Consider the following 21,149-nt stretch of genomic DNA (forward strand, 5'->3'; position numbering starts at 1 on the left):
TCTGCTGCTCTGCCAGTTGAGCTAACGGCCCGCCGAGCCTGATCGTACCTGCCGTGGCGGGTCCCGACGCGGACGGGCGCCTCAGGGCCGATCTGCCCCCGGCTGTCGATGGCCCGTAATAGCCACCCGGTTTACTAGTACTACAGTGCCTACCTTGCGATCATCCTGTTCCGACGGGCCGGGACGGCTCCCCCGGACGCCGGTGGGGCCTGGCTCGGCTGCCCCGCCTGTCCTGGCGCGTAACCGTCCCATGCCCGCCTCCGCTGCGCCTGCTGCCGTTGTGCCTGCTGCCGTTGTGCCTGCTGTCGTTGTGCCTGCTGTCGCTGTACCTGCTGTCGCCGGCGACGGGCGGGAGGCGGTATGACGTTCGCTATCCATGCGGATGGGCTGACCAAACGCTACCGGGGCCGGACCGTGGTCGACTGCCTCGACCTACAGGTGGCGACGGGCGACCGGTTCGGATTCCTCGGCCCCAACGGCTCGGGCAAGTCCACGACCGTCCGGATGCTGCTGGGGCTGGTGCGTCCGAGCGCCGGCAGTGTCCAGTTGCTCGGCCGGAGCATGCCCCGTCACGCCCGGCAGGTGCTGCCCAAGGTCGGCGCGCTCGTGGAGGCTCCCGCGTTCCACACCTTCCTGCCCGCCCGGGTCGAACTGGCCGCTCTCGACTCGGCCGGGCGTGGCGGCGCCCGGCGCTCGCGCCGCAAGCGGATCGAGGACACGCTGGAACGGGTCGGGCTCGGTGACGTCGACGACCGGCCCATCGGCAGGTTCTCGCTGGGAATGAAGCAGCGGCTCGCCCTGGCCGCGGCACTGCTGCGGCATCCCAAACTGCTCATCCTGGACGAGCCGACGAACGGGCTCGATCCGCAGAGCATCCGGGAGATCCGCGACCTGCTGCTCGAGCTGAACGCCGCGGGAACGACCGTCTTCCTGTCCTCGCACCTGCTCGCGGAGGTCGAGATGCTCTGCACCGAAACAGCGATCATCTGTGACGGCCGTCTGGTCGCCCATGACTCGCTCAACGCGCTGTGTGGCCCGACCGGCCGGGTGACCCTGCGCACCCCGGATTCCGATCTTGCCGCGCACCTGCTCGAGCGCGTCCTGGAGGGCCGGGAGGGGCACTCCCTGATCGCGCGGACGCTGAATCCCATGGCGCTCAACGCCGCGCTGGTCTCGGCCGGCGTGCGCGTGCACGAACTGGTGGTGGAACGCCGGACGCTCGAGGACGTCTTCCTCGAGCTGACCGGTAGTGACGGGGGCGGCGGCTGGGAGCCGGCCGAGGACGAGCAGTGATCCGGGGCGGACGATGATCCGGGTCGAGCTGCGCCTGCTGTTGCTGCGGCGGCGGACGTGGCTGTCGGTGTTGATGCTCGCGGCGCTGCCGGTCATCGTCGCCTTCTTCCTGAAGATCAGCGGAACCGGTTCGAAGCCGATAGGCCCGGCGTTCCTGGCCGAGGTCGTCCGCAACGGCACATGGTTCCCGGTCGCGGCCCTCGCGCTCGTCCTGCCGCTGTTCCTGCCGGTGGCGGTGCTTCTGCTGGCGGGGGACGCGATCGCGGGCGAGGCGAGCGCCGGCACTCTGCGTTATCTGGTCATACGTCCGGTCGGACGGGGACGGCTGCTGGCCGCCAAGATGATCTCGATCATCGCCTATCTGCTGATCGCGGTGAGCGCGGTGACCTCGACCGCGTTCACGGTCGGCTGGGCGCTGTTCGGGCTCGCTCCCATCCAGCCGCTGTCCGGTGGGGGGCCGCCCTTCTCCCTGCCGGACGCGACGATCCGGATCGGACTGTCGGCGCTGTTCGTGGCCGCTTCCATGCTCGGGATCGCCGGCTTCGGGCTGTTCCTGTCGACGATCACGTCCACGCCGCTCGCGGCCACGCTCGGTGCGCTCGGCATCCTGGTCACCGCGGGTGTGCTCGACCAGATCCCGTCCGCCGAGGTCATTCAGCCCTACCTGCCCACGCACTACTGGATGGCGTTCGTCGACCTGTTCCGCGCGCCGGTCCCCTGGTCCAGCATCCAACACGGGCTGCTGCTCGAGGGCGGCTACGGCCTGGCAACGATCATCCTGGCCAGGATCGTGTTCGCGGCCCGGGACATCACGAGCTGACCGGGCACGTCACGAGCCGTCACGGGCCGGCCGTCACGAGCCGCCACGGCCCACGGCAGCGGCCCGGCGGCTGCCGGCACGGGTCCGTAGCGGGTCCGGTGTGAGCACCGCGGCGAACCGGCGCCGGTATTCGTACTCCAGGCTGAGCATCCGTGACGTGTGCGTGTCGAACGCGTCCCCGGTGCCGTGCAGGAACGTCTCGTGCCGGGTCGCGTGCAGGTGTTCCACTTCACGGACAAGATCCTCATCGGAGAGATCGCCGGGCGGGATGCCTTCAGGACGACGCTTCATACCGTCCTCGATACCCACCTGACCCGCTGTAGCCACCTCACCGTCAGTCACCACCAGAACGGGTCGAGATCGTCCAGGACGACGTTCGCGAGCACCTCGAGATCATGATCGACGTGGCTGTGCCGCAGGTGGAAACCAAGGTCGGCGACGCGCCGAGCATAGCCGCGGTCGGAGCACAGCGGCCCCGGGCCGAGCGCGCGCCCCACCAGGTCGATCACCTCCGTCGCGCATGTCTCGATCGCGGCCCGCACCTGCAGGGCGCGCCGCCGCGCCGAGCCGCCGGCATCGTCGGGGTCGGCGTCGATCTCCCGTGCGGCCGTCTCCAGGACGCAGCGCCCGGCCATCAGCAGCGCGTCCACCCGGCCCAGGTGGGCCAGCGCACGCGCGTCCAGCGGCCGCCCCCGCCGGTCGGCGAACCAGTGATGGCCGGCGGGAGCGGGGCCACCGGTGGGCCCGTACCGGCTGACAGATCCGTGGTGGCCGGCGGTACGGCCGGCCCAGCCTTCATGATCGTAACGGCCTTCGCGGCCGGCTCGGTCGAGTCGGCCGGCGGCGAACAGCGGGCGGGCCACCCCGATCGCGCCGCCGAACCAGCAGGCCGCGACCCCTGCCGCGGCGTGCCAGAACACGGGCCGCTCCGAGTAGGCCGCGGCGGCCACGCCGAAGCGGCCGGACGTCCCGGACGTCCCGACCGGCCCGCCCACCGCCACGGCCGGCGCCCCGTCGAAGAGCACCGTCGCGGTGTCCGCGCCGGCGGCCATTGTCCGGGACGCCCGCCCACCGGCCGCCACCGCGATGCCGCGGTCGTCCAGCCGCACGGCGAACAGCTGGTGTGTCTCCCCCTCCTCGGCGGTGGTGATCTCGGCTGCCACCAGGGCATGGGTGAGCACCCGCGCCCCCGAGCAGGCCGGCCTGGCGCCGTGCAGCGTCCAGCCGTCCGGGCCCCGGTGGGCGACCAGCGGGCTCACCGGGGTGTCGACGTCCCACACCCCCCACCGCTGGTCACGCTGTGGCACCGGCCCGCCCAGCTCGTTCAGGAGCGCGGCCGCGCCGGCGTGCCCGGCCGCCAGCCGCGCCAGTGTGCCGTCGCTGACAGCAAGATCGGCAAGGACGCGCCAGCGGGCGGCGGTGGAGCCCGCGGCGGGCGGTGGAGGATCGAGCCGGCCGGACGCGACGAGCGCACCGAGCGCCGCACCGGCCCGGGTCGGATCCGACAGGTCCGCGGGCAGCGCCCGGTCCGGATCCGCGCCTGGTGGGACGTCGAGCGGGATGTCGAACGGGCCGGCCGTCGTGACACTCGTTGTCATCAGGATCACCTCATGCCATGTGATGCCGCGTGAATGCCGTGTGATGCCGTGTGATGCCGTGTGCGTGCGCGGACGGCTGCCCGGCGCCGCCGCACGTCCCGCCACTGCCAGTTGCATTACTACTGGTATCTCTGACACCTCGAAGGGTGATGGATTTGTGTCCGCATCCCGCGGATGCCAAACGTGACCCACCCCGGCGTCCTTTACTGTCGGTCACATAACATCCACACTTACCCAACACGTGGCGACAACACTACGTATGGCACCAGAACACGCTAGCCTGCCACTCATATCGGATGTGTCGGATGTGTCGGATGTGTCGGCCGGCGCCATGGCGACGGACCAGGATGCGCGTGATGTGGAGGTGCCGCACGATGTCGTGCGATGCCGCCATGGCCGTGGGCCGCCCTCACGGCGGCAGCCGCGGCAGAAATCGCGGCATACACGGTAAGCAATACCGTAAGCACACTACGTCCGGCCATCGCACGGTGCGACACGTGTCGAGACGTATGGCACGACATGCGCCGAGCTGGGCGTTCCGGCCATTCTTCCGCGCCCGCCCGGAAGAGCGCAACAACGGCACGCTGGCCCTGCGGGCGCTGATCCTCGCGATGACCGTCGCGGCGGCCGGGCCGGTCGCGACCCTGTTCAGGGACGCGGATCCCGCGGGAGCCACCCGACAGCTCGACCCGATTATCACCGTAAGTAACAGCAACATCGGAGGCGCGCTCCTCGCGGACACCCGCTGCCACCCCGACGCGCTCCCCGGCCCGGAGATGGTGCCGCGCGTCGGGTTCGCGACCAGGGCGGCCTCGTGCCCGATCACACGGCCCTCCCTGCCGATCAGCCGGGCCGGCCCGTCCCCGAGCGCCGGAAGGACGACCACCACCCCTGCTCCCGAACCGTCCTCCAGAGCACCGCTGGCGGGCAACCGCCACGGTAGCGATGACGCCGTCCCCATCCCGGCATCCATGAAGACGCCACAGCTGCCACCGGCGGGCGTCCTGAGCATCCGCCTGGCCGCCGGCCTGCGGGGGCACGTCGCGGCGACCCGCAGAGCGAGCGGAACGGAGGACCTCGTCGGCTCCGGCCGCTGAGCCTACGATCGCTGTGGACGATCACCGTGCCGGTGCCGGCGGGAACCCGTCCGCGCGGCGGACGGCCGGCTGCCGTCATCATGAGAATCGGCAAGGAATGGATACGGAAGCAGCGCGCCGGTGAAGCATCACACCGACCACCGGCATGAACCGTCGGGAACCCGAGCCCGGCGAGGATATGGACCATGAGACCGGGGGGGCAGCCATGGAGCCGGTCCATATCCGGAGTACGGCGTCGGGCATGATGTCGCTGCTCCTCGTCGTCGCCCTCTTCCTTACGGTCACGTCATGCTCGGCCAACCCGGCCCATGACGACCGTGAACAGGCCGGTGGCGGTTCAACGAGAACCAGCCCCACAGTCGTGCCCGTGACCGGCGGTACGGTCCGCGGCGCGCGCACCGCCCTGGGCACGTCCTTCTATGGAATTCCATATGCGGCACCGCCGGTCGGTGACCGACGGTGGCGCTCACCCCAGCCCGTCGCGCCCTGGACAGGTATCCGGAATGCCACGAAGAAAGCGCATCCCTGCCTTCAGGGCAGCCCGGACAACGGCGGCCTGGGCGAACAGTCCGACGAGGACTGTCTTTTCGTCAACGTTCACGTTCCCGCCGTGGGCGGCGACAGCGGCGCGGACGGCGGCCAGCTCGGCGGCCCCGGCCCGAACGGTGACACGGGCGGCGAGACGAGCGGCGGGGCGGGCCGTGACCGGGCGGGCGGTGGCCGGCTACCGGTGATGTTCTGGATCCACGGCGGTGGTTTTGTCGGCGGCTCCGCGAACGAATACGACGGAAGCCTGCTCGCCGCGACAGGCCGGGTGGTCGTCGTCTCGGTCGAATACCGCCTGGGAATTCTGGGATATCTTGCGCTGCCCGCGCTCGACGCCGAGGACGGGCAGCCCGGGAACAGCCGGTCCGAGAACGGACAGCCCGGGAACGGACAGCCCGGCAGCGGACAGCCCGGGAACGGGCAGCCTGGCAGCGGGCAGGCGCGGCCGGGCGACTCCGGGACATACGCGGTCCAGGACATCACGGCCGCGCTGCGCTGGGTTCGTGACAACATCGCCGCGTTCCACGGCGACCCCGGCAACGTGACGGTCTTCGGCGAGTCGGCCGGGGCGATCGGTACCTGCGCGCTGCTCGCCTCCCCGCCCGCGGCCGGCCTGTTCCATCGCGCGATCGTGCAGAGCGGCCCGTGCTCATGGCCGTTCCTGACAGTGCGGGACGCCGAGCGGACCGGGACCGACACCGCGCGCAGGCTCGGCTGCACCGACCCCGTCCGGGCGGCGGACTGCATGCGTGCGCTACCCGCCCGGGACGTGCTCGCCGCGGCCGACCAGCAGGCCGACATCCTCAGCCCGTTCCCGTGGGCGCCCGTGACAGGCGGGCGGACGCTGCCGGTGCCACCGTCCACGGCCATCGCCACCGGCGCCTTCGCGAAAGTGCCGGTCATCATCGGGACGGTGCGGGACGAGGGCCGCATTTTCACCAGGCCCTGGAGCGGCCGGGCCGGCCGGTTGACCGACCAGCAGGTGAACGCGGTCCTCGACCAGCATTTCCACGACAGGATCGGCGCCGTCCGCAGGGACTATCCGCCGGGCTCGGCGCCGCCGGCCGAACGGCTCGCCCGTGTCATCACCGACGCGCTGTTCACCTGCCCGAGCGTGGCCTCGGCGTCCATGCTGACGCGGGCCGGCGTGCCGGTCTTCTCCTACGAGTTCGACCTGCCCGACAGCGCACCGTCCGTTCCGGGCACGCTCCCCGGTGCCTCGCACGGATGGGAACTCGGCTACCTGATCCCGGACGCCGACCAGCAGTGGCCTGGCTCGGCCCACCGGGAACTGTCCGACACGATGATCCAGTACTGGACGAGGTTCGCGGCCACCGGCGACCCGAACACACCGCCGGCCGGGGCGCCGAACCGCAGGGACGGCGTGGGCGCGGCCGGCCGGACGCTCCCCACCCCGGCGCCGCCCGTCTGGCCGGTCCACACCACCGAGCGGGCGCAGACGCTGTCGATCAGGCCCGGTGACATCCGTCCGATCAGCACCCTCGCCGACGACCATCACTGCGCAACCTGGCAGCGGTGACCGGCTGCCGGCTGCCGGCTGCCGATTTCCGGTTTCCGGCTGCCGGCTGCCGGCTGCCGGCGGCTTCTGCCCATCCCGTCCGGATGGGACCCTGGACGGACATACCGCTCCCAGGCGAAGGCAGAAGGAGACATCAATGGTCGACGCCCACGCCGCCGTGGACGGCTTCCTGCCGAGCGGCCAGGCCCTTCCCTTCACCAACGACTTCCCCAGGCAGCCCGTCCTGAAGATCAGAGTCCCGGGTGTCGGCCGGGTGCCGGTCGGGGACGCCAGCCGCGGGCTGTGCGGAGGGATGGCCTACGCCACTCGCGATCTTTTCGAGGCGAGGCTGCCACCGCCCACGTCCAAGGAGGTGCCACCACCCGACTCGCCGCTGTACCGCTACCTCGTCCGCCGGCTGTTCGACAGCTTCGACATCCCGCGTGGCGTCGCCCGCTACTACCGGCTCATGTCCACCCGGGACGCGGACACCACCCGGTCATCGCTGACGCTGCGCGGCGCCGGGCGGATCACCGTTGTGGACGAGTGGCCACAGGTACGCCTCGACATCGACCGCGGCACACTGTCCCCGCTCGGCATCATCACGGTGCGCTCCTACAGCCCCTTCCAGCTCGGCCACAACCACCAGGTGCTCGCGTACGCCTACGAGCAGCGACAGACCGCGGTCACGCTACGGGTCTACGACCCGAACACACCGCTGGAGCGGGCCGACACCGTGACGCTGTCCTTCGACGTCGCGGACCCGAGCGGCCCGGTGCCGGTCAGGCACAACCTGGCCATCGGCGGACGCCCGGTCCGGGCGTTCTTCCGCACCCGGTACCGCTGGACGGACCCACGGCCCGCGCTCCCGGCCACCTGACCTCACCGGAGCGGGACGCGGGGCCGCCCCTCCGCCGCGGACAGCCGGACAGCCGGACAGCCGGACCATCCCGACCCGCTCCCGCCCGCTTCGCGCCGGCCCGGCGAGCCACGGGCGGAAGGCGGTTTGTCGTCACCGCCCGCCGTCCCCTATGCTCAGCTTGCCGTACCGACGGCAGACGTCGCCGCGTCCGAGCTGTGAGCCAGCCCGATCGCTGCTGCCCGCCCCCATCGTCTAGCGGCCTAGGACATCGCCCTTTCAAGGCGGTAGCACGGGTTCGAATCCCGTTGGGGGCACGCTCCGTGTCGTGCGGTGAGTGGCAGCATCGTGGTGGCCGGCGTGGCTGTTGCTGACCCACTGTGGCTCGCTCGGGCCGCCGGCCTGCGGTCGTTGGTGCAACGGTCCCGCCGGTTCCGCTGAGGTTCGGTGCATCGTTCGTCGGCTGCGTCGCGGCTCGCGGCCGGCTATGAGGTTGACGTTGTATTAACCGGGGCTCATCCTCGGGGAGGTGATCGTCGGCTGGACCGACGAGTTCGACCGCTGGCTGACCCGCGCGGAAGAACAGGGAGGCCGCGTCCTCACCGTCGCTGTCGCGCTCCTACAGGCGCTCACTGAGCTCCCGGCCAGCCCCCTCGAGGAGTCCCCGACCTTCAAACGGGTACGGCAAGCCCGCCGCCACGAACTCTGGCGCGTCGCCCACCCCTTCGACCCGGACGTCGCGGTCCGGATCATCTGCTGATTCCCCGCCGACGACCACGTCGTGGTCGCGTTGATCGGGTTCGACAAGAAGACGATCGGCGACGTGTTCTACGCCAGTGCCGCCACCCGCGGTGAAGCCCTCGTCGACGCCTGGCTGCGCCAGCAAGGAGGCACCCCATGACCGACAACGACACGACCGAGGGCGGCGTCACGTTCCTCCGCGGCAACGACCGCATCCGTCAGCTCGCCCAACGGCCCGATATCGCCGACGAGGTCGCCCAGGTCCGTGCAGGCATGGCCGAAGCCGACCGTACCTACGCGATGGGCTTGGCCGCGCTCCGCCAGGCTGCCACCCTCACCCAGGTCGAGCTTGCTCGCCGCATGGGTGTCACCCAGGCAGCCATCAGCCGCATGGAACAGCCGCACGACCTTCTGTTGTCGACGCTCAACGCCTACCTGGCGGCCATCGGCGGCACTGCCTACATGATCGTCCGTTTCGCCGACGGCCACGAAACCACCCTCAACCTCGCCAAACTTGCATAACCGGACAGCGGGTCGTCGGCCGCCTGGCGGTCGCATTCGAGGCTTGGGCGCCCATTTCGAGCACCGGGGCCGGTCTTCTGGCTCCCGGGCCCGGCGGACTGAGGGTTGTGGAACCTGCGGACTCCGAAGTCCCGGGAACCATCGATGCCCCGAGGGACACTCGGAAGACCATGGATGCGGTCGGGCGCCCTGGCGGACTCCCGCCACGCACGCACATAGCGTGCGCGCATGGGATCAGGCCACGACGATCAGTCGGTGGGCGCGTCTTCGACGCCGAGCAGCCGGCGAGGCGGCGGCCGTCGCGAGCCGCCCACCATGGTCTTTGAGATCCATTGCTTGGACGGTGAGCAGAGCAAGCGTCTCGGCCTCGTGCAGGCACGAGCGATCCACGATGTTCTGGCCTGGATAGCCCAGAACCGGCTGAACGGGGCCGCGCCCGACACCTCGACCGAATCCGGTCACGGGGTCAATCCTGCGCTTGAGGCGGACCCGCACCTCCCTGATCAACAAAATGGCGACCGGTCGGATCACCAGTCCGATTTCACATTTCCAAACTTCGCCCGTATCAAGGGCATCAAGAATTTGGTCGCCAACAACGGCTGATAAAAGAAGCGGAATCACGCAACGCTAGAGCGGCGGACTCTCTGCTTCCGAGCCTGTCCGGAGCATGTCGACAGTTGAAGCCACGAGGAGGAACGGTCCAGGCGAGGGTGACGAGGCTGGCGAAGATGATCGCACAGGGTCGTCCGGGCCCATGGTGATGATCGACCTCGGCGTCAACGGCCTTCATCGCCCGGAGAAGATGGGGCAGACCTGGGCTCACCGAGCTACCCGGTGCCGAGACGGAGCCTCTCGGCGGGCTGCCCGGTGACCGCGGCGATCAGCTCGAAGTCCTTGTCGACATGGAGCACCACAAGCCCGGCGAGTTCGGCCGTGGCGGCGATGAGTAGGTCGGGGACGGATGGTGCGCGGTGGTGCCCGGTGCCGGCGAGCAGCTCCTGGACCTCGACAGCCCTGGACTCGATACGGGGCGTGGTGTTCTCGACGGGCATCGCCGAGACCGGCGGCCGGCGCAGCCGGACGCGGAGATCCTGAACGGATCGTGCGGAGAAGCCGACCTCCAGGATCGTGACCGTCGTGATCCGGAGCAGGCCCTGCTGGATGCGGGACAGCCACAGGTCGGCGTCGGGACTCTCGCTCAGCCGGACGAGAGCGGATTTGTCGACGAGCCAGCGCTGCGTCGTCTCGGCTGTGGCGGTCACGCCCAGGCCTGCCGCATAACCTCCGGGTCGGCGAGATCGCGGAAGGTGGTGCTGAACCAGCGCAGGTCGTCGAGGGTCACCGGGGTGGCCGAGCGTGCCGCATCCTGGGCAAGCTGTCGGCGGAGATACTCGTTGCGGGACAGACCGAGCCGAGCGGCATGCGCCTCGACGGCTGCCAGCACGTCATCGGGCACGTCACGGATGAGCACATCGGACATCAGCCGCACCTCCAAGCGATATCCCATGCTATCAGACACCGGCCGGGCCGCCCTGCGGACCCGGGCAGCCGAGCAGCTTTGCACCTCCGGGCAGCTGGGCGGCCCCCGACATCGAGGTTGCCGGTGAGGAAGCTCAGGGCCACGGTTACCCCGAGCAGAAAGTCACCAGAGGATCATAACCGTCCATCCACCCGCCTGACATCCCGGAAAACGCCAGAACTGTCTGGAACGTGAGCGTCTCCGCCGACGACATCCGGGGGACGGCATCGACGAGAACCTGACACCCGGCCCAGCCGGGCCACTGGTCGCGCCGGAACTCGTGATGCACGTGTTCGCCCCGGTCGGCGGCGAGCACGCGGCCGAAGCATACGACTACCTGCGCCGGGTCTGGGACGCCTGTGGCGACCAGTTCGGCATGTGGTATCCGATCAGCACGCTCGGCCTGCCCCGGCATCCGCCCGAGCGGCACCGGCCAGCGACCGCCCAGGTCGAGGAGCCGATCGCGGCACAGCAGCGCGGCCGGACCGGACGACAACCGGCCACGAACCCACCGACGGCACCGACGGCACTGGCAGCACCGGCAGATGCGAGTGCTCGTCCTCGCGGACGAGTGGCTCTCCGGCCGGGGTGGTATCACCGCGCTGAACCGGTATCTGTGCGCCGCGCTGTCCGCGGCCGGTGTAACCGTCTGCGGCCGGTCTAACCGTCTACCGTGTCGTCTCTAGGGAGACACGGTCGGAACGCAGTCCTGGATGGCCAGTGATTGTATGGTCGACTTGTACTCTTTGATAGTCACGGATGAACCGGCGATGTACTCTGGGGAGCCGGGGGAGACGTTGCCTCTGATCCCGACCACGTACCGGATCGCCGTGTTCTCGTCCATGCCCAGATGCATGAGGCCTTCGGTCATCACGCGGGCATAGCGATAATTCAGTGGGTTGAAGAACGGCTCGCACGGTTTCTCATCGTAGAACCATCGCGAAGGACGTTCGTTTAGCATTGATTCCGCCACGTCCGAGTTCTGGTGAACATCGCGGAGGGTCCAAGGGGCTGTGAAGCAGACGATGTCTTCTCGCTGTTTATCCGGTCGAGTAGGAGTCCGGCCTCGGAACAGCAGCATGCGTCCGTAGAGCTGATTACTGAGATCCAGTTTTCTCTCCTGTTCGAGTACGTGCCATCGGTCAATGAGGATCCGGACGGTCTCTTCGTACTTGCGAGGGTCGATGTGGCACTCGTCGAGCATGATCATTAAAAACCATTTGAGGGGCATGCGGTAAAGGCTGAAGTAGGTGATATCGTTCACGTCGCCAGTCGGTTCGACGAAGACCCCTCCGCTCGCCCAGTCCGCCTTGTTTACCGGCTGCCATCGCAGGGATCGAAGTGCAGCGTAGATCGCCACCCCGCTCATCCGGATGCCGCCGATACGCTCTATCTCGCCGTTGGGTATTCCCGCGGCATCGAGATAGAGGCCGAGGCGGTCGATGCCACCCCTGTCGTTGCTGGCCAGGTTGGTTCCGTACGCCCCGTAGAGAACGTACCGCGGAACATGGTCGGATGCCGTCTCCAGAACCGACTCCACTGCGTCCCGTGCCGCGTCCACTTGTGGCGGCTCCCTTCCCTGTCGGCCTCGGGTGATAGAACAGACATCTCCTATCTCAGAATAACAGGGCTCCGACGTTCTCGGGATCTTTCCGGCTTTCCCGGGGAAGCCGTGGAAATCAGGAGTGGTGGTCGCGGTGGTGCGTCCGCGGCAGCGGGGCCAGAGCTCCGGCACGTTTTCCTCTTGTCCTGTTTCCCGAGTTCCGCAGTTGGTGGTCACACGAATCTTCTGATCATGGTGCTGGCCTGTGGAAACGCGTGTAGGGCCGGATGGGGGGCGTGTGTCCACGCCCTCGGGCCTGGCCGATCCTGCGAGGGCTGTTCCGGGGTGATCAGCTGGGGCCGAAGGCGGTGGCCCGGGCGGGTGGTGGGACGGAAACTGCCTGGCAGATGGCCTTCTGGGCCGGGGCGAGGGTGGTGCTCTGGGCGACCGTGCCGGCGAGGATGATCTGCATGATCCGGCCGGTCTGGCGGCGGATCGTGCACCAGGTTTGCTCGGATCGGCGTTCGGCGATCCGGTCGAGGTCGGCGGTGCGCCGTGCCTGGTCGCGGGTGGCCTGGTCGGGGCTGTGGCAGAGGATGAACCGGGTGCCGTCGGCGTCGTCGAGCCGGACTTCCTTGTGGACAATCATGAAATTCCCCAGCCGTGCGGGCCGGTGCGGGCCGAACGAGCCGGTTAGGCTAACCTAAGTAGTACTGTCCGGGCTGGGGCTGTCTCCCGTGCATGCGCCTGTAACCTGCGCTGCCGCATCGCATGATGCGGCAGGAACTCCCCGGGGCAGAGCAGCCTGTGCGTCCATGCCCGGCTTCCCGGCACCGCGCGGGCTCGAATCCCGACGGAGATCCCGACTGGTGCATGCGAGTGGTGATCCCTCTTGACCGCCCTGCTCACCGAGGTCTCAACGGCCGGTTGCCCGGCCGGCCGAGGCCGGTCCCGCCGGTGGACGTCTCGCGGCGGCTCACCTGGTCCCCCACGGCCCGGTGTGTTTGCCCACCGCGCCCACGTTGCCCAGGGCGGGAAAAAACGTGACGATGGATGACCGTGACGGTCATGGATCAGTTCCAGCGAATATCGCCCCGGATTTTCGGCCGGCTTCCCCGGAACGCCCGGGAACAGGATTCCCGGAACGGGGACGGCCGGCCGGGGAACGCGCGGAAATCGGCCCGGCGGCGCTCCGCGCGCGACCGGGCGGCGGGGCTGGCCGGGATTACCGCGGTACTCGTCGCGGGCGTGGCCGCCTGCGGCCCGGAACCGGGCCGGCCGGTGGGGGAACGGTCCCCCGGCCGGTGGGAGATCACCGTTTACTACACCGCGGTGGAGAGCTACCACGCGGGCTCACCGCTGGCCGTGCGGGGCTGTCCACGGCGGGACTGCGCCTTCGGCGACGATCTCCTGGGCACCTTCCCGGAGGACTTCGCCCAGGCGGTGCGTGACGAGGGGACAGGCCGGATCACCAGCGGGCCGCGACGGGGGTCGTTCCTGAACTGGTCGCACGACACCGGTTTCTGGCTCGACGACATCCCGGCCGACAGCGCCGGCCGGGCGCTGGTTCCGTTCCGGACGGCGGCGGCCGACGCCGGCACACTCCCCCCCGGGACGGCCTTCCTCGTCGAGGACTGCGGCCGGGAGGAGGACGGCTCCGGGATCGACCCGGACGCCTGCGCCGCGCTGCGCCGGGGGAGGTGGGAGGTCCGCGACGAGTTCACCCCCGGGCTCGGCGGCCCCGGCCACGTCGACCTCTACATCGGCGAGGAGGACAGGCCGGACTTCAGCGGGACCAGCCCGCGCTACCTGACCGGCGTCGGCGCCCGGCTCACCGTCACCGGCCGCGGCACAGGCTGACCGCGGCCAGGACCGGCCGGCCAGCGCCCGGCCGGCCCGTGTCGACCGGTACGGGCGGATCCCGCTAACGGGATCCGCCCGGCCAGGAATGGCCGCCCACCGGCTCACCGGTTTTTCAGCGGTCTTTCATCGGCTTTTTCGGCGGACGTTGCGGAATAGGTTGCTGGAATCCTCAGGAAGGTGTTCGGAGCGGATTTTCAGAGTTTTCAGAGGCTGTTGGCCGAGACGAAGGTGTAGCCGAGGCCGCGCACGCCTTCGACGACGTCCTCCAGGTAGCCCAGGCCCAGATACGGGTGGTAGAAGAAGCTGGCGAACCCGTCCCGGATGACCAGGTTCTTCTGCGCCGCCCCGATCAGGTCGGCGGGCAGCCGGGCCGGATGGTTGTTGAACGGCTCCGGCTCGATGTTGCCGATGTTCTCCGGGATCACGAACGAGCCGTAGACGTCGGTCACCGGATACGGGAAGAACTGCCCGGCGTACTTCGTGGAGTCGATCGCCCCGCCGGCCAGCTGGTTGCGGAAGTACAGACCCCGGTCGTAGCGCCGCGGGAACTTCTGCGCCGCCGCCTTGTAGTCCGCCGCCGACCCGGCGTAGTGCGGGAACTCGAACACGTTCGGCGCCGTGAACCCGGCGGCGGTGAACCCGGCCTTGGCGTTGTTCAGCCGGCCGGCGGCCCAGGACTGGCTGTCGCCGGGAACCGGCCCGTCATAGATGACGTTGTTCTGCGCGTCGATGTGCGCCCGGAAGAACTCGAAGTCGTCCGCGCTCGCCCCCGAATACGGGTTCGCCACATTCGAGTACTGGTGCGTCCAGCCGTGGACGATGAGCGACCCGCCGCGCTGGACGGCGTACTGCAGCGCGCTGACCACATCCGGCCGGGACGCCAGTGTGTAGTCCTGCGGGACGCCGTTGTTGTAGGTGCCGTTCGCGTCGACGTACCGCGGGTAGACGGCGATCGAGAACGGGATGTTCTCATTGTGGAGGTAGTCGGCGATGTCCCGCAGCTCGTCCGGGTCGGCGTCCGGGCCGACGTCCTCGATCCGGACCAGTGCCCGGTGCCGCTGCGTGGTCTGCGGCGCGAGCAGGTCGAAGAGCAGGTCGGCCAGGACGAGGTAGCGGTCGGTCGCGTCGGCGTAGGAGTACGGGATCTCACCGATGTAGGTGAGGTTGTTCGACCGGACCGCCCACGGGAAGCGGCTGCCGTCGGCGCGTACCGCCTCGGCCACCACGGTCGCGACGGCCGGGTTCACCGTGGAGTAGTTCAGGATGCCGGAGCCGTTCGCCGCATAGCGGGTCAGGTCGGTCCCCTTGTAGCTGACCTTACCGACCGACGAGGTGTCGAAGGCTGACCAGTTCCACCCGTAGTTCGTGGTGAAGTTCGGGTCCTGCGCGGTGAGCTGCCAGATGTTGTCGTAGATCCAGATCACCGGCCGGGTCTTCGCCAGCACGTCGGTGAGGAACGCCGTCGGCACCTGCTCGTCGTAGGTCGAGCCGATGTAGATCACGGCCGCGTAGGAGTTCTGCTCGCCCGCGGTGTAGCTGCTGACCGGGTGCGCGGTCCAGGTGCCGAACCGGGAGACCAGGTTGGCCGTCTGGATGGCGTACTGCTCGCCCAGCCAGCCCCATGGGCCGGTCGTGTCGTAGAGGACGAGGGTGCCCGTGGCGCCGCCGCTCAGCACCGTGGCGCCGCCGCTCAGCACCGTGGCGCCGCCGCTCAGGGCCGTGGCGCCGCCGCTGGCGCTCCTGGAGAGGTCGGGCGCGGGGGTCCGCGGCCCGGTCGTGGGCTTGGTGGGCCGCGGCGCGCGCCGCGGCGGTGTCGTGCCCGGCGGGGGCGGCGGGGCCGGTAGTAAGGCGTTCAGCCCGTCTCCACCCGGTACCTGTGCCGTGCCGGGAGTGGCGGGGGCGGGCCGCGCGGACGGTTCCGCCGGGGCGGCCGCGCTGGCGGTGCCAACGCCCGCGCCGAGGGCGGCGGCGAGCAGCCCGGCCGTCGCCACCGCGAACACCCGGCGGCGTGCCCGGCGGCCGGCCGGATGGCTGTGACCGCCCTGCGGGCTGTGCGGCCCCGCGCCTCCCTCCGGGCGCCGCGGCCGCATCCAGTGCAGGTTCATGTCCGGTTCTCCTCTCGTGGGTTCCCGGCCGGGACGGTGGCGGGCACGATCGCCGGTTCGGGGTGCCGGATGACGAGTGGCTGAGCGGGGATGGCGGTGCCGTTGAGGGCGGTGCCGTTGAGGGCGGTGCCGTTGAGGGCGGTGCCGTTGAGGGCGGTGCCGTCCAGGCCGGGCACGAAGTCGGCCGGCGCGGGCGCGCCGTTGAAGTAGTGCTCGATCGCGGCGACGGCGCGCCGGGCTGCCTGCCCGTCCCCGTAGGGGTTCACCGCGTTCGCCATCGCCGCGTAGCGGGTGGGGTCGTCGAGCAGTTCGGCGACCGCGTCGACGATCCGGTCCGGGTCGGTCCCGACCAGCGCGGCGGTGCCGGCCTGGACGCCTTCGGGCCGCTCGGTGTTGTCCCGCATGACCAGCACCGGCCGGCCGAGGCTCGGCGCCTCCTCCTGGACGCCGCCGCTGTCGGTCAGGACGACCGTCGCCATGGCCATCAGATGGGCGAACACCGCATAGTCGACGGGATCGACGACGCGGATGTTGGGCAGCCCGCCGACCGCCGGCAGCAGCGCCTCGCGTACTACCGGATTGCGGTGGGCGGGCAGGATGATCTGCAGCTCGGGCCGCTGCGCCGCGAGCCGGGCCAGCGCTCCGCCGACCCTGCGCAGCGGCTCCCCCCAGGACTCCCGCCGATGCGCGGTGACCAGCAGCAACGGGTACCGGCCGCCGTCGGTGCGCGCCCGCATCTCGGCGAGCAGCTCGTCCGGCGGGGGCGGTGCCGCGGCGACGTGCAACAGCGCGTCGATCACGGTGTTGCCGGTGACGAAGACGGATTCCGGCCGGATGCCCTCCGCCAGGAGGTTCGCCCGGCTCGCCGGAGTCGGCGCCAGGTGCAGGACGGCCAGCTGCGAGGTGAGCCGGCGGTTGATCTCCTCCGGGAAGGGCAGCAGCGGGTTGACGGTACGCAGCCCCGCCTCCAGGTGGACGACGGGCACCCCGAGGTAGAAGGCGGCGAGCGCGCCGGTGAACGCCGTCGTCGTGTCACCCTGCACCACGACGGCGTCCGGCCGCACCTCGGTGATCACCGCTTCCAGGCCGTTGAGGGAGCGGGTGGTGATCCCGGCCAGCGACTGGCGCTGCTGGAGGATCTCCAGATCGAAGTCCGGTTTGATGTCGAACAGCTGGTTGACCTGGTCCAGCATCAACCGATGCTGACCGGTGACCGCGATGACCGGCCGCACCGTGTACGTGCGTGCCAGCTCCTGTACCAGCGGCGCCATCTTGATGGCCTCCGGCCTGGTGCCATAGACGAGCAGCACCGTGCGGACTTCCTGCTGTCTGGTCATGCATGACCTTCCATGTGACTGGATGAACGACGGTAGGGATTACCGGACAAACGGTGATCCGGACACGGCTATGTCCCAGTATTTTGGACGTCGCAATGACTTCGCATTGGGATCGGTCGCACTCGAAAAGAAGTCGAAAAATTGTGTTAACAGTTCAGGGAATCGGCCCGGCGGCCCGGAGGAGGGATTGGGCCCGCATCCCGCGGAACTCCACAACGGCGTCCTCGCTGTACAGGCCGACAGCACCGGAAAGATAAGGGTGTTCGGTGTCCTGAAAACGTACCGTTGACGCCCCGTCCACCGACACCTGCACAATGTTGCCGAAGTGAGCCACCTCGATCCTGTGCCAGTCGCCGAGACGCCCCCGCGGCGCGGGCCCGCTCGCCAGGAATCGCTGCCCGCCCGGATAGGCCGGGTCCTGTTTGCTGAGTTCCCATCCGTTCGGTTTGAGGACGAAGGCGTAGAAATGGGCTGGATCGGTGTAGTGCCAGAGAATCCAGCCGACCTCCCACGGCCGGGGCTCCGGCTGGCGTAGCTGGCGCAGGGTCCGGATCCGCGTGCTGAACCGCACCCCCTGGTAGTGCTCCGTGCTGACGACCAGCCCGGCATGGGTGCTGTCCGAGCCGGCAGCGGCCCGGGGCGCGAGGGTGACGACCAGTTCGTCGTTCCCGTCACCGGCCGTCGCGCGCCCGGTGGTGCGGCCGTACCCGTCGAAGACCGCCAGCCAGCGGCCGTGCCGGGTGCCGTCCCGCCACTGCGCGGACGCGTGCTCCGAACCGCGCAGGGTGAACACCAACAGGCCGGTGAGCACGGTGACACCGGCGAACGCCAACGCGGTCAGCCGGTGCCGTTGCCGTTGCCGTTGCCGCACCAGGCCGCTGCCGGACGGGCCGCTGCCGGACAGGCCGATGTCCGGCCCCGCCCGGGACGGATTCTCCTCGGGGGCCGGCTCCCCGCGCGCGCCGTTCACCGCACCGGGCCGTCCTGGGCCGCGGCAGCCGGTATCAGGACCTCCGGGGCTGTCGCCGGCCCGGCCCCCGTCACCGCCTCCGGGCTGCGAGCCGTCTTGTGCCAGTTCGTCCGGTGGCCGGCCACCCGCCCGACCGCCCACCAGCCCGCAACGAACCAGACCAGCGCGTACAGCATGTAGACGTGGGCGTAGCCGATCAGGCGGACCAGCCCGAAGCCGGTCAGCCGCTCCCGCGAGCGGTAGATCAGCGCACAGACCAGGATCGGTATACCGATCAGCAGATAGGTACCGAGGAAGTGCGCGGGCTCGGGCGCCGGCCCGCCGGTGAGCCAGGCCGTCAGCACCCCCGCCGTGCCCAGGGCGAAGGCGAGGGTCAGCAGCGACGCCAGCAGGATCAGCAGCGGGCAGGTCAGGTGGAACAGCATGTCCGCCAGCGCGCGCGGGCGGGCATGCCGGGCCACCCGCGGGAGCAGCGTCCAGGACTGCAGATGCCCCTGGAACCAGCGGGCCCGCTGCCGCAGCAGCCGGACCGGCCGGATCACACCCTGCTGGTGGACGTCCGCCCGCGGGCAGAACTCGTTACGCCAGCCGGCCAGCAGCAGCCGGACGCCGAGATCGAGATCCTCGGTGAGGCTGTGCGACCATGGCCGCTCGCCGAGCGAACGCAGCGCGGAGAGCCGGACGAACTGGCCGTTGCCGCCGAGACCGACGTTGTCCAGCCAGCCGCGGCCGCGCTGGAACACGCTGGTGTAGATCACGAACTCCATGTCCTGGAGCCGGGCGAGCAGGCTGTCCCGCCGGTTGTTGATCCGGACGCCGATCTGCACCGCGCCGGTGCGGGCGTCGGTGAAGCAAGGGGCCACCGTCTCGACCGCGTGCGGGTCCAGCCGGCCGTCCGCGTCCACCACGACGATGATCACCTTGTCCGGGTCGCGGGCGCTGATCTCGGGGTGGGCTGCGAGGTGGGCGACGGCCACGTTCAGCGCGGCCCCCTTGCCCTGCCGGGCGTCCGGCGGATCCCGGCGCAGCAGCCACACCCGGGCGTCGCTGGCCTCCTGGACGATCCGCGAGGTCCGGTCGTCCGAGCCGTCGTCGACGACGAGCACCCGCCGGTTCGCCGCGTCGGTGGTCAGCAGCCGGTCCAGGCTCGCCCCGATGACCGCTTCCTCGTTGAGACAGGGCAGCACGAAGACGAAGAAGAGATCCTCGGGGGCGGCACCGGTCCGCCGCGGCCGGTGGACGGCGGCGAGCAGCAACATGGTGGCCAGGTAGAGCAGCCCGAACACGATCATTCCGGCGGCGAACAGCCGCCCGAGCCCGCCGTCGACACCATCGGTGTCGATGTCGAACACGCTCATCCGGCCGTCTCCGGCCTGGTACCGGCGGCGCCGGTACGCAACTGCCGCGGGCCGCGGCGGGCCCGTAGCAGGAGGGCCGCCAGAACGGCCAGCAGCCCGACGGCCAGATAAAGCCCGAACGCGAGCCCGACCAGGCTGGTAAGTGCGCTGGAAAGCAGGTCGAGCAGTTCCGCCGCCGCGCTGGGCGGGGCGTTGCCCCCGGGCACGGCGAGAGGGGCGGGCATGGTTTCCTCCGCGCTGAATCAGGCTTGCTCGGACAGGTGGAAAAGGCGACGTGACCGACCTGGTCGAAGGCATGCCTGGAATCGGTGAATATGCGAAAAGCAACCGGTTAACAGTCACAAAGAAATTGCGAGGGATGACTGGCCGGCAATGGTGTCTACCCTGGCTCCGGCCGGCGGGCCGGAGCGGCTCACACCATGGTGGAACGCCGATTCACCGTCAGCTGCGGGAACGGGCTGCGGGGATGGAACATCGTCCTGCCCGGTTGGCCGGACGGCACCTGGGACCGGTGGAAGCCACTGGCGCAGTTGCTCCGCTCCCCGCACGGAACAACGTCACCAGCTGGTTTCTGCTGGTTTGGATCATTCTCCCCTGGACCTCATGCTGCTTCGGGGCACCGAAACGCCCGGGACCGACTTCGGCCGGGCACGCTGAGTTTTCCGTGAACCGGACCTGAGCAGCCTCCCCCACTTGTCCGTACGGTCTCTATTCTTACACGCCGGGTCAGGGCCCCAGCAAGATTGAATTGTGTTATTGCCCGTTGCGCTGGGTAGTCAATACCGGGTGACAGGACTGCGCGGCGGCTCGCGCCCCTCTTTGGCGGCCGGCCGGATTATCGCCGCGTACGGCGAACATCGCGCGGCCCTCTCCGGTGGCCCCGGCCGCGGGCCGGAAGCACCGCGCACTCCTGCCGGCCCGCTATCCGGAACCGAATTTACAGAACTCAGGACCGTTATTACGAAAAAAGTGGCCTCCCGTTCGGGACAACGAAAACATGACCAGACAAAACCCGGAACAGAGGACCACCGTGTGTCACACGCGTCGGACCGGTGCCGCCATGTCGAGCACGCCGGCAGCAACCGGACAGCCTGATGTCGGCAGCCTCCTCGCGGCACTCCACCGGATAGCCGCCTTCCGCAGGCCGCGCGGGGAGACCTACGGCCGGGAGACCTGCGAACCGCACGTCGCGTCGGCCACCGCGGCCATGCCCGCGGCCCGCTCCCAGGAGAACCGGCCGGAAGCTCCCCGGCCCCCGGTAACCGGCTTTCCCGAAGCCGGCTCCCAGACCAGCCCCGCGCTGCGCCGGTCGCACCTTCGTACCGACGGCAGCCGAAGATCGCTAGTCGTGGATGACGTCGTCGATGGTGGTCGCGGTGCCCACGCAGCGTAGCCAGACATCCAGCTGGGCCAGGTCGGCGCAGGCTATGATCCGCTCACGGACCGCCTCGGGCACTGA

At 69.8% G+C, this 21,149-nt stretch carries 21 protein-coding genes, 1 tRNA gene and 1 pseudogene; 12 read left to right on the top strand and 11 right to left on the bottom strand.

The window, feature by feature from the left end:
- Positions 1-360: 360 nt before the first annotated feature.
- Positions 361-1,293, top strand: a complete 933-nt coding sequence (locus AC5LSR_RS12835) for an ABC transporter ATP-binding protein (RefSeq protein WP_250280607.1) — start codon at positions 361-363, stop codon at positions 1,291-1,293.
- Between the two features lie 13 nt (positions 1,294-1,306).
- Positions 1,307-2,113, top strand: a complete 807-nt coding sequence (locus tag AC5LSR_RS12840; protein WP_250280610.1) for an ABC transporter permease — start codon at positions 1,307-1,309, stop codon at positions 2,111-2,113.
- 33 nt (positions 2,114-2,146) lie between these two features.
- Here AC5LSR_RS12840 and AC5LSR_RS12845 read toward each other — a convergent pair whose 3' ends face one another.
- The gene (locus tag AC5LSR_RS12845; protein ID WP_493465513.1) at positions 2,147-2,440 is read right to left on the bottom strand and encodes a DUF6158 family protein; all 294 of its coding nucleotides are present in this window, start codon (positions 2,438-2,440) and stop codon (positions 2,147-2,149) included.
- An 11-nt stretch (positions 2,441-2,451) separates the two neighbouring features.
- Positions 2,452-3,711, bottom strand: a complete 1,260-nt coding sequence (locus tag AC5LSR_RS12850) for an acyl-CoA dehydrogenase family protein (RefSeq protein WP_250289640.1) — start codon at positions 3,709-3,711, stop codon at positions 2,452-2,454.
- A gap of 509 nt (positions 3,712-4,220) precedes the next feature.
- Here AC5LSR_RS12850 and AC5LSR_RS12855 point away from each other — a divergent pair.
- The 7 genes from AC5LSR_RS12855 to AC5LSR_RS12885 all read left to right on the top strand — a co-directional run bounded on the left by AC5LSR_RS12855 (position 4,221) and on the right by AC5LSR_RS12885 (position 9,598).
- On the top strand, positions 4,221-4,808 hold the full coding sequence (locus AC5LSR_RS12855) for a hypothetical protein (RefSeq protein WP_250289637.1): 588 nt from the start codon (positions 4,221-4,223) through the stop codon (positions 4,806-4,808).
- A gap of 241 nt (positions 4,809-5,049) precedes the next feature.
- The gene (locus AC5LSR_RS12860) at positions 5,050-6,894 is read left to right on the top strand and encodes a carboxylesterase/lipase family protein (RefSeq protein WP_250289635.1); all 1,845 of its coding nucleotides are present in this window, start codon (positions 5,050-5,052) and stop codon (positions 6,892-6,894) included.
- A gap of 136 nt (positions 6,895-7,030) precedes the next feature.
- The gene (locus AC5LSR_RS12865) at positions 7,031-7,753 is read left to right on the top strand and encodes a hypothetical protein (protein ID WP_250280615.1); all 723 of its coding nucleotides are present in this window, start codon (positions 7,031-7,033) and stop codon (positions 7,751-7,753) included.
- A 223-nt stretch (positions 7,754-7,976) separates the two neighbouring features.
- Positions 7,977-8,049, top strand: a tRNA-Glu gene (locus AC5LSR_RS12870).
- Between the two features lie 212 nt (positions 8,050-8,261).
- On the top strand, positions 8,262-8,492 hold the full coding sequence (locus tag AC5LSR_RS12875) for a hypothetical protein (RefSeq protein WP_250280617.1): 231 nt from the start codon (positions 8,262-8,264) through the stop codon (positions 8,490-8,492).
- A gap of 137 nt (positions 8,493-8,629) precedes the next feature.
- Complete coding sequence (locus AC5LSR_RS12880; protein ID WP_250280619.1) at positions 8,630-8,995, top strand: helix-turn-helix domain-containing protein; 366 nt, start codon at positions 8,630-8,632, stop codon at positions 8,993-8,995.
- 336 nt (positions 8,996-9,331) lie between these two features.
- Positions 9,332-9,598, top strand: coding sequence for a hypothetical protein (locus AC5LSR_RS12885; protein WP_493468498.1), 267 nt, complete (start codon positions 9,332-9,334; stop codon positions 9,596-9,598).
- Between the two features lie 224 nt (positions 9,599-9,822).
- Here AC5LSR_RS12885 and AC5LSR_RS12890 read toward each other — a convergent pair whose 3' ends face one another.
- Complete coding sequence (locus AC5LSR_RS12890) at positions 9,823-10,257, bottom strand: PIN domain nuclease (RefSeq protein WP_250280623.1); 435 nt, start codon at positions 10,255-10,257, stop codon at positions 9,823-9,825.
- Complete coding sequence (gene vapB, locus AC5LSR_RS12895) at positions 10,254-10,475, bottom strand: type II toxin-antitoxin system VapB family antitoxin (RefSeq protein ID WP_250280625.1); 222 nt, start codon at positions 10,473-10,475, stop codon at positions 10,254-10,256. The genes AC5LSR_RS12890 and vapB overlap by 4 nt, the downstream gene beginning before the upstream one ends.
- 322 nt (positions 10,476-10,797) lie before the next feature.
- Between vapB and AC5LSR_RS12900 the strand changes: the two are divergent.
- Positions 10,798-10,950 (top strand): annotated as a pseudogene (locus AC5LSR_RS12900) (CATRA conflict system CASPASE/TPR repeat-associated protein); the annotation flags it as partial.
- Between the two features lie 109 nt (positions 10,951-11,059).
- Complete coding sequence (locus tag AC5LSR_RS12905; RefSeq protein ID WP_445548200.1) at positions 11,060-11,200, top strand: hypothetical protein; 141 nt, start codon at positions 11,060-11,062, stop codon at positions 11,198-11,200.
- On the opposite strand, the gene AC5LSR_RS12910 is transcribed toward AC5LSR_RS12905, so the two are convergent.
- Together AC5LSR_RS12910 and AC5LSR_RS12915 are read right to left on the bottom strand one after the other, a co-directional pair.
- Entirely contained in the window at positions 11,197-12,294 is a 1,098-nt protein-coding gene (locus tag AC5LSR_RS12910) for a hypothetical protein (RefSeq protein WP_250280629.1), read from the bottom strand. The genes AC5LSR_RS12905 and AC5LSR_RS12910 overlap by 4 nt on opposite strands.
- 112 nt (positions 12,295-12,406) lie before the next feature.
- Entirely contained in the window at positions 12,407-12,706 is a 300-nt protein-coding gene (locus tag AC5LSR_RS12915; protein WP_250280631.1) for a hypothetical protein, read from the bottom strand.
- A gap of 419 nt (positions 12,707-13,125) precedes the next feature.
- On the opposite strand from AC5LSR_RS12915, the gene AC5LSR_RS12920 reads away from it, so the two are divergent.
- Positions 13,126-13,917 carry an RlpA-like double-psi beta-barrel domain-containing protein gene (locus AC5LSR_RS12920; protein ID WP_250280639.1) on the top strand — a complete coding sequence of 264 codons (792 nt, stop codon included), beginning with the start codon at positions 13,126-13,128 and terminating at the stop codon, positions 13,915-13,917.
- A 206-nt stretch (positions 13,918-14,123) separates the two neighbouring features.
- On the opposite strand, the gene AC5LSR_RS12925 is transcribed toward AC5LSR_RS12920, so the two are convergent.
- The 5 genes from AC5LSR_RS12925 to AC5LSR_RS12945 form a co-directional block, all read right to left on the bottom strand.
- Positions 14,124-16,025 carry a DUF2334 domain-containing protein gene (locus tag AC5LSR_RS12925; protein ID WP_493465575.1) on the bottom strand — a complete coding sequence of 634 codons (1,902 nt, stop codon included), beginning with the start codon at positions 16,023-16,025 and terminating at the stop codon, positions 14,124-14,126.
- The gene (gene wecB, locus AC5LSR_RS12930) at positions 16,022-17,362 is read right to left on the bottom strand and encodes a non-hydrolyzing UDP-N-acetylglucosamine 2-epimerase (RefSeq protein ID WP_250287121.1); all 1,341 of its coding nucleotides are present in this window, start codon (positions 17,360-17,362) and stop codon (positions 16,022-16,024) included. Before wecB ends, AC5LSR_RS12925 begins: the two co-directional genes overlap by 4 nt.
- Positions 17,363-17,516: 154 nt before the next feature.
- Positions 17,517-18,332, bottom strand: coding sequence for a LamG domain-containing protein (locus AC5LSR_RS12935; protein WP_250287123.1), 816 nt, complete (start codon positions 18,330-18,332; stop codon positions 17,517-17,519).
- Positions 18,329-19,690 (bottom strand): glycosyltransferase family 2 protein, encoded by a 1,362-nt coding sequence (locus AC5LSR_RS12940; protein ID WP_250287124.1) that lies wholly within the window; start codon positions 19,688-19,690, stop codon positions 18,329-18,331. Before AC5LSR_RS12940 ends, AC5LSR_RS12935 begins: the two co-directional genes overlap by 4 nt.
- Positions 19,687-19,914: a hypothetical protein gene (locus tag AC5LSR_RS12945; protein ID WP_250287126.1), complete on the bottom strand. Its 228-nt coding sequence runs from the start codon at positions 19,912-19,914 to the stop codon at positions 19,687-19,689. The genes AC5LSR_RS12940 and AC5LSR_RS12945 overlap by 4 nt, the downstream gene beginning before the upstream one ends.
- Positions 19,915-21,149 lie beyond the last annotated feature (1,235 nt).

It is taken from the genome of Protofrankia sp. CiP1_Cm_nod4 (assembly GCF_982290645.1).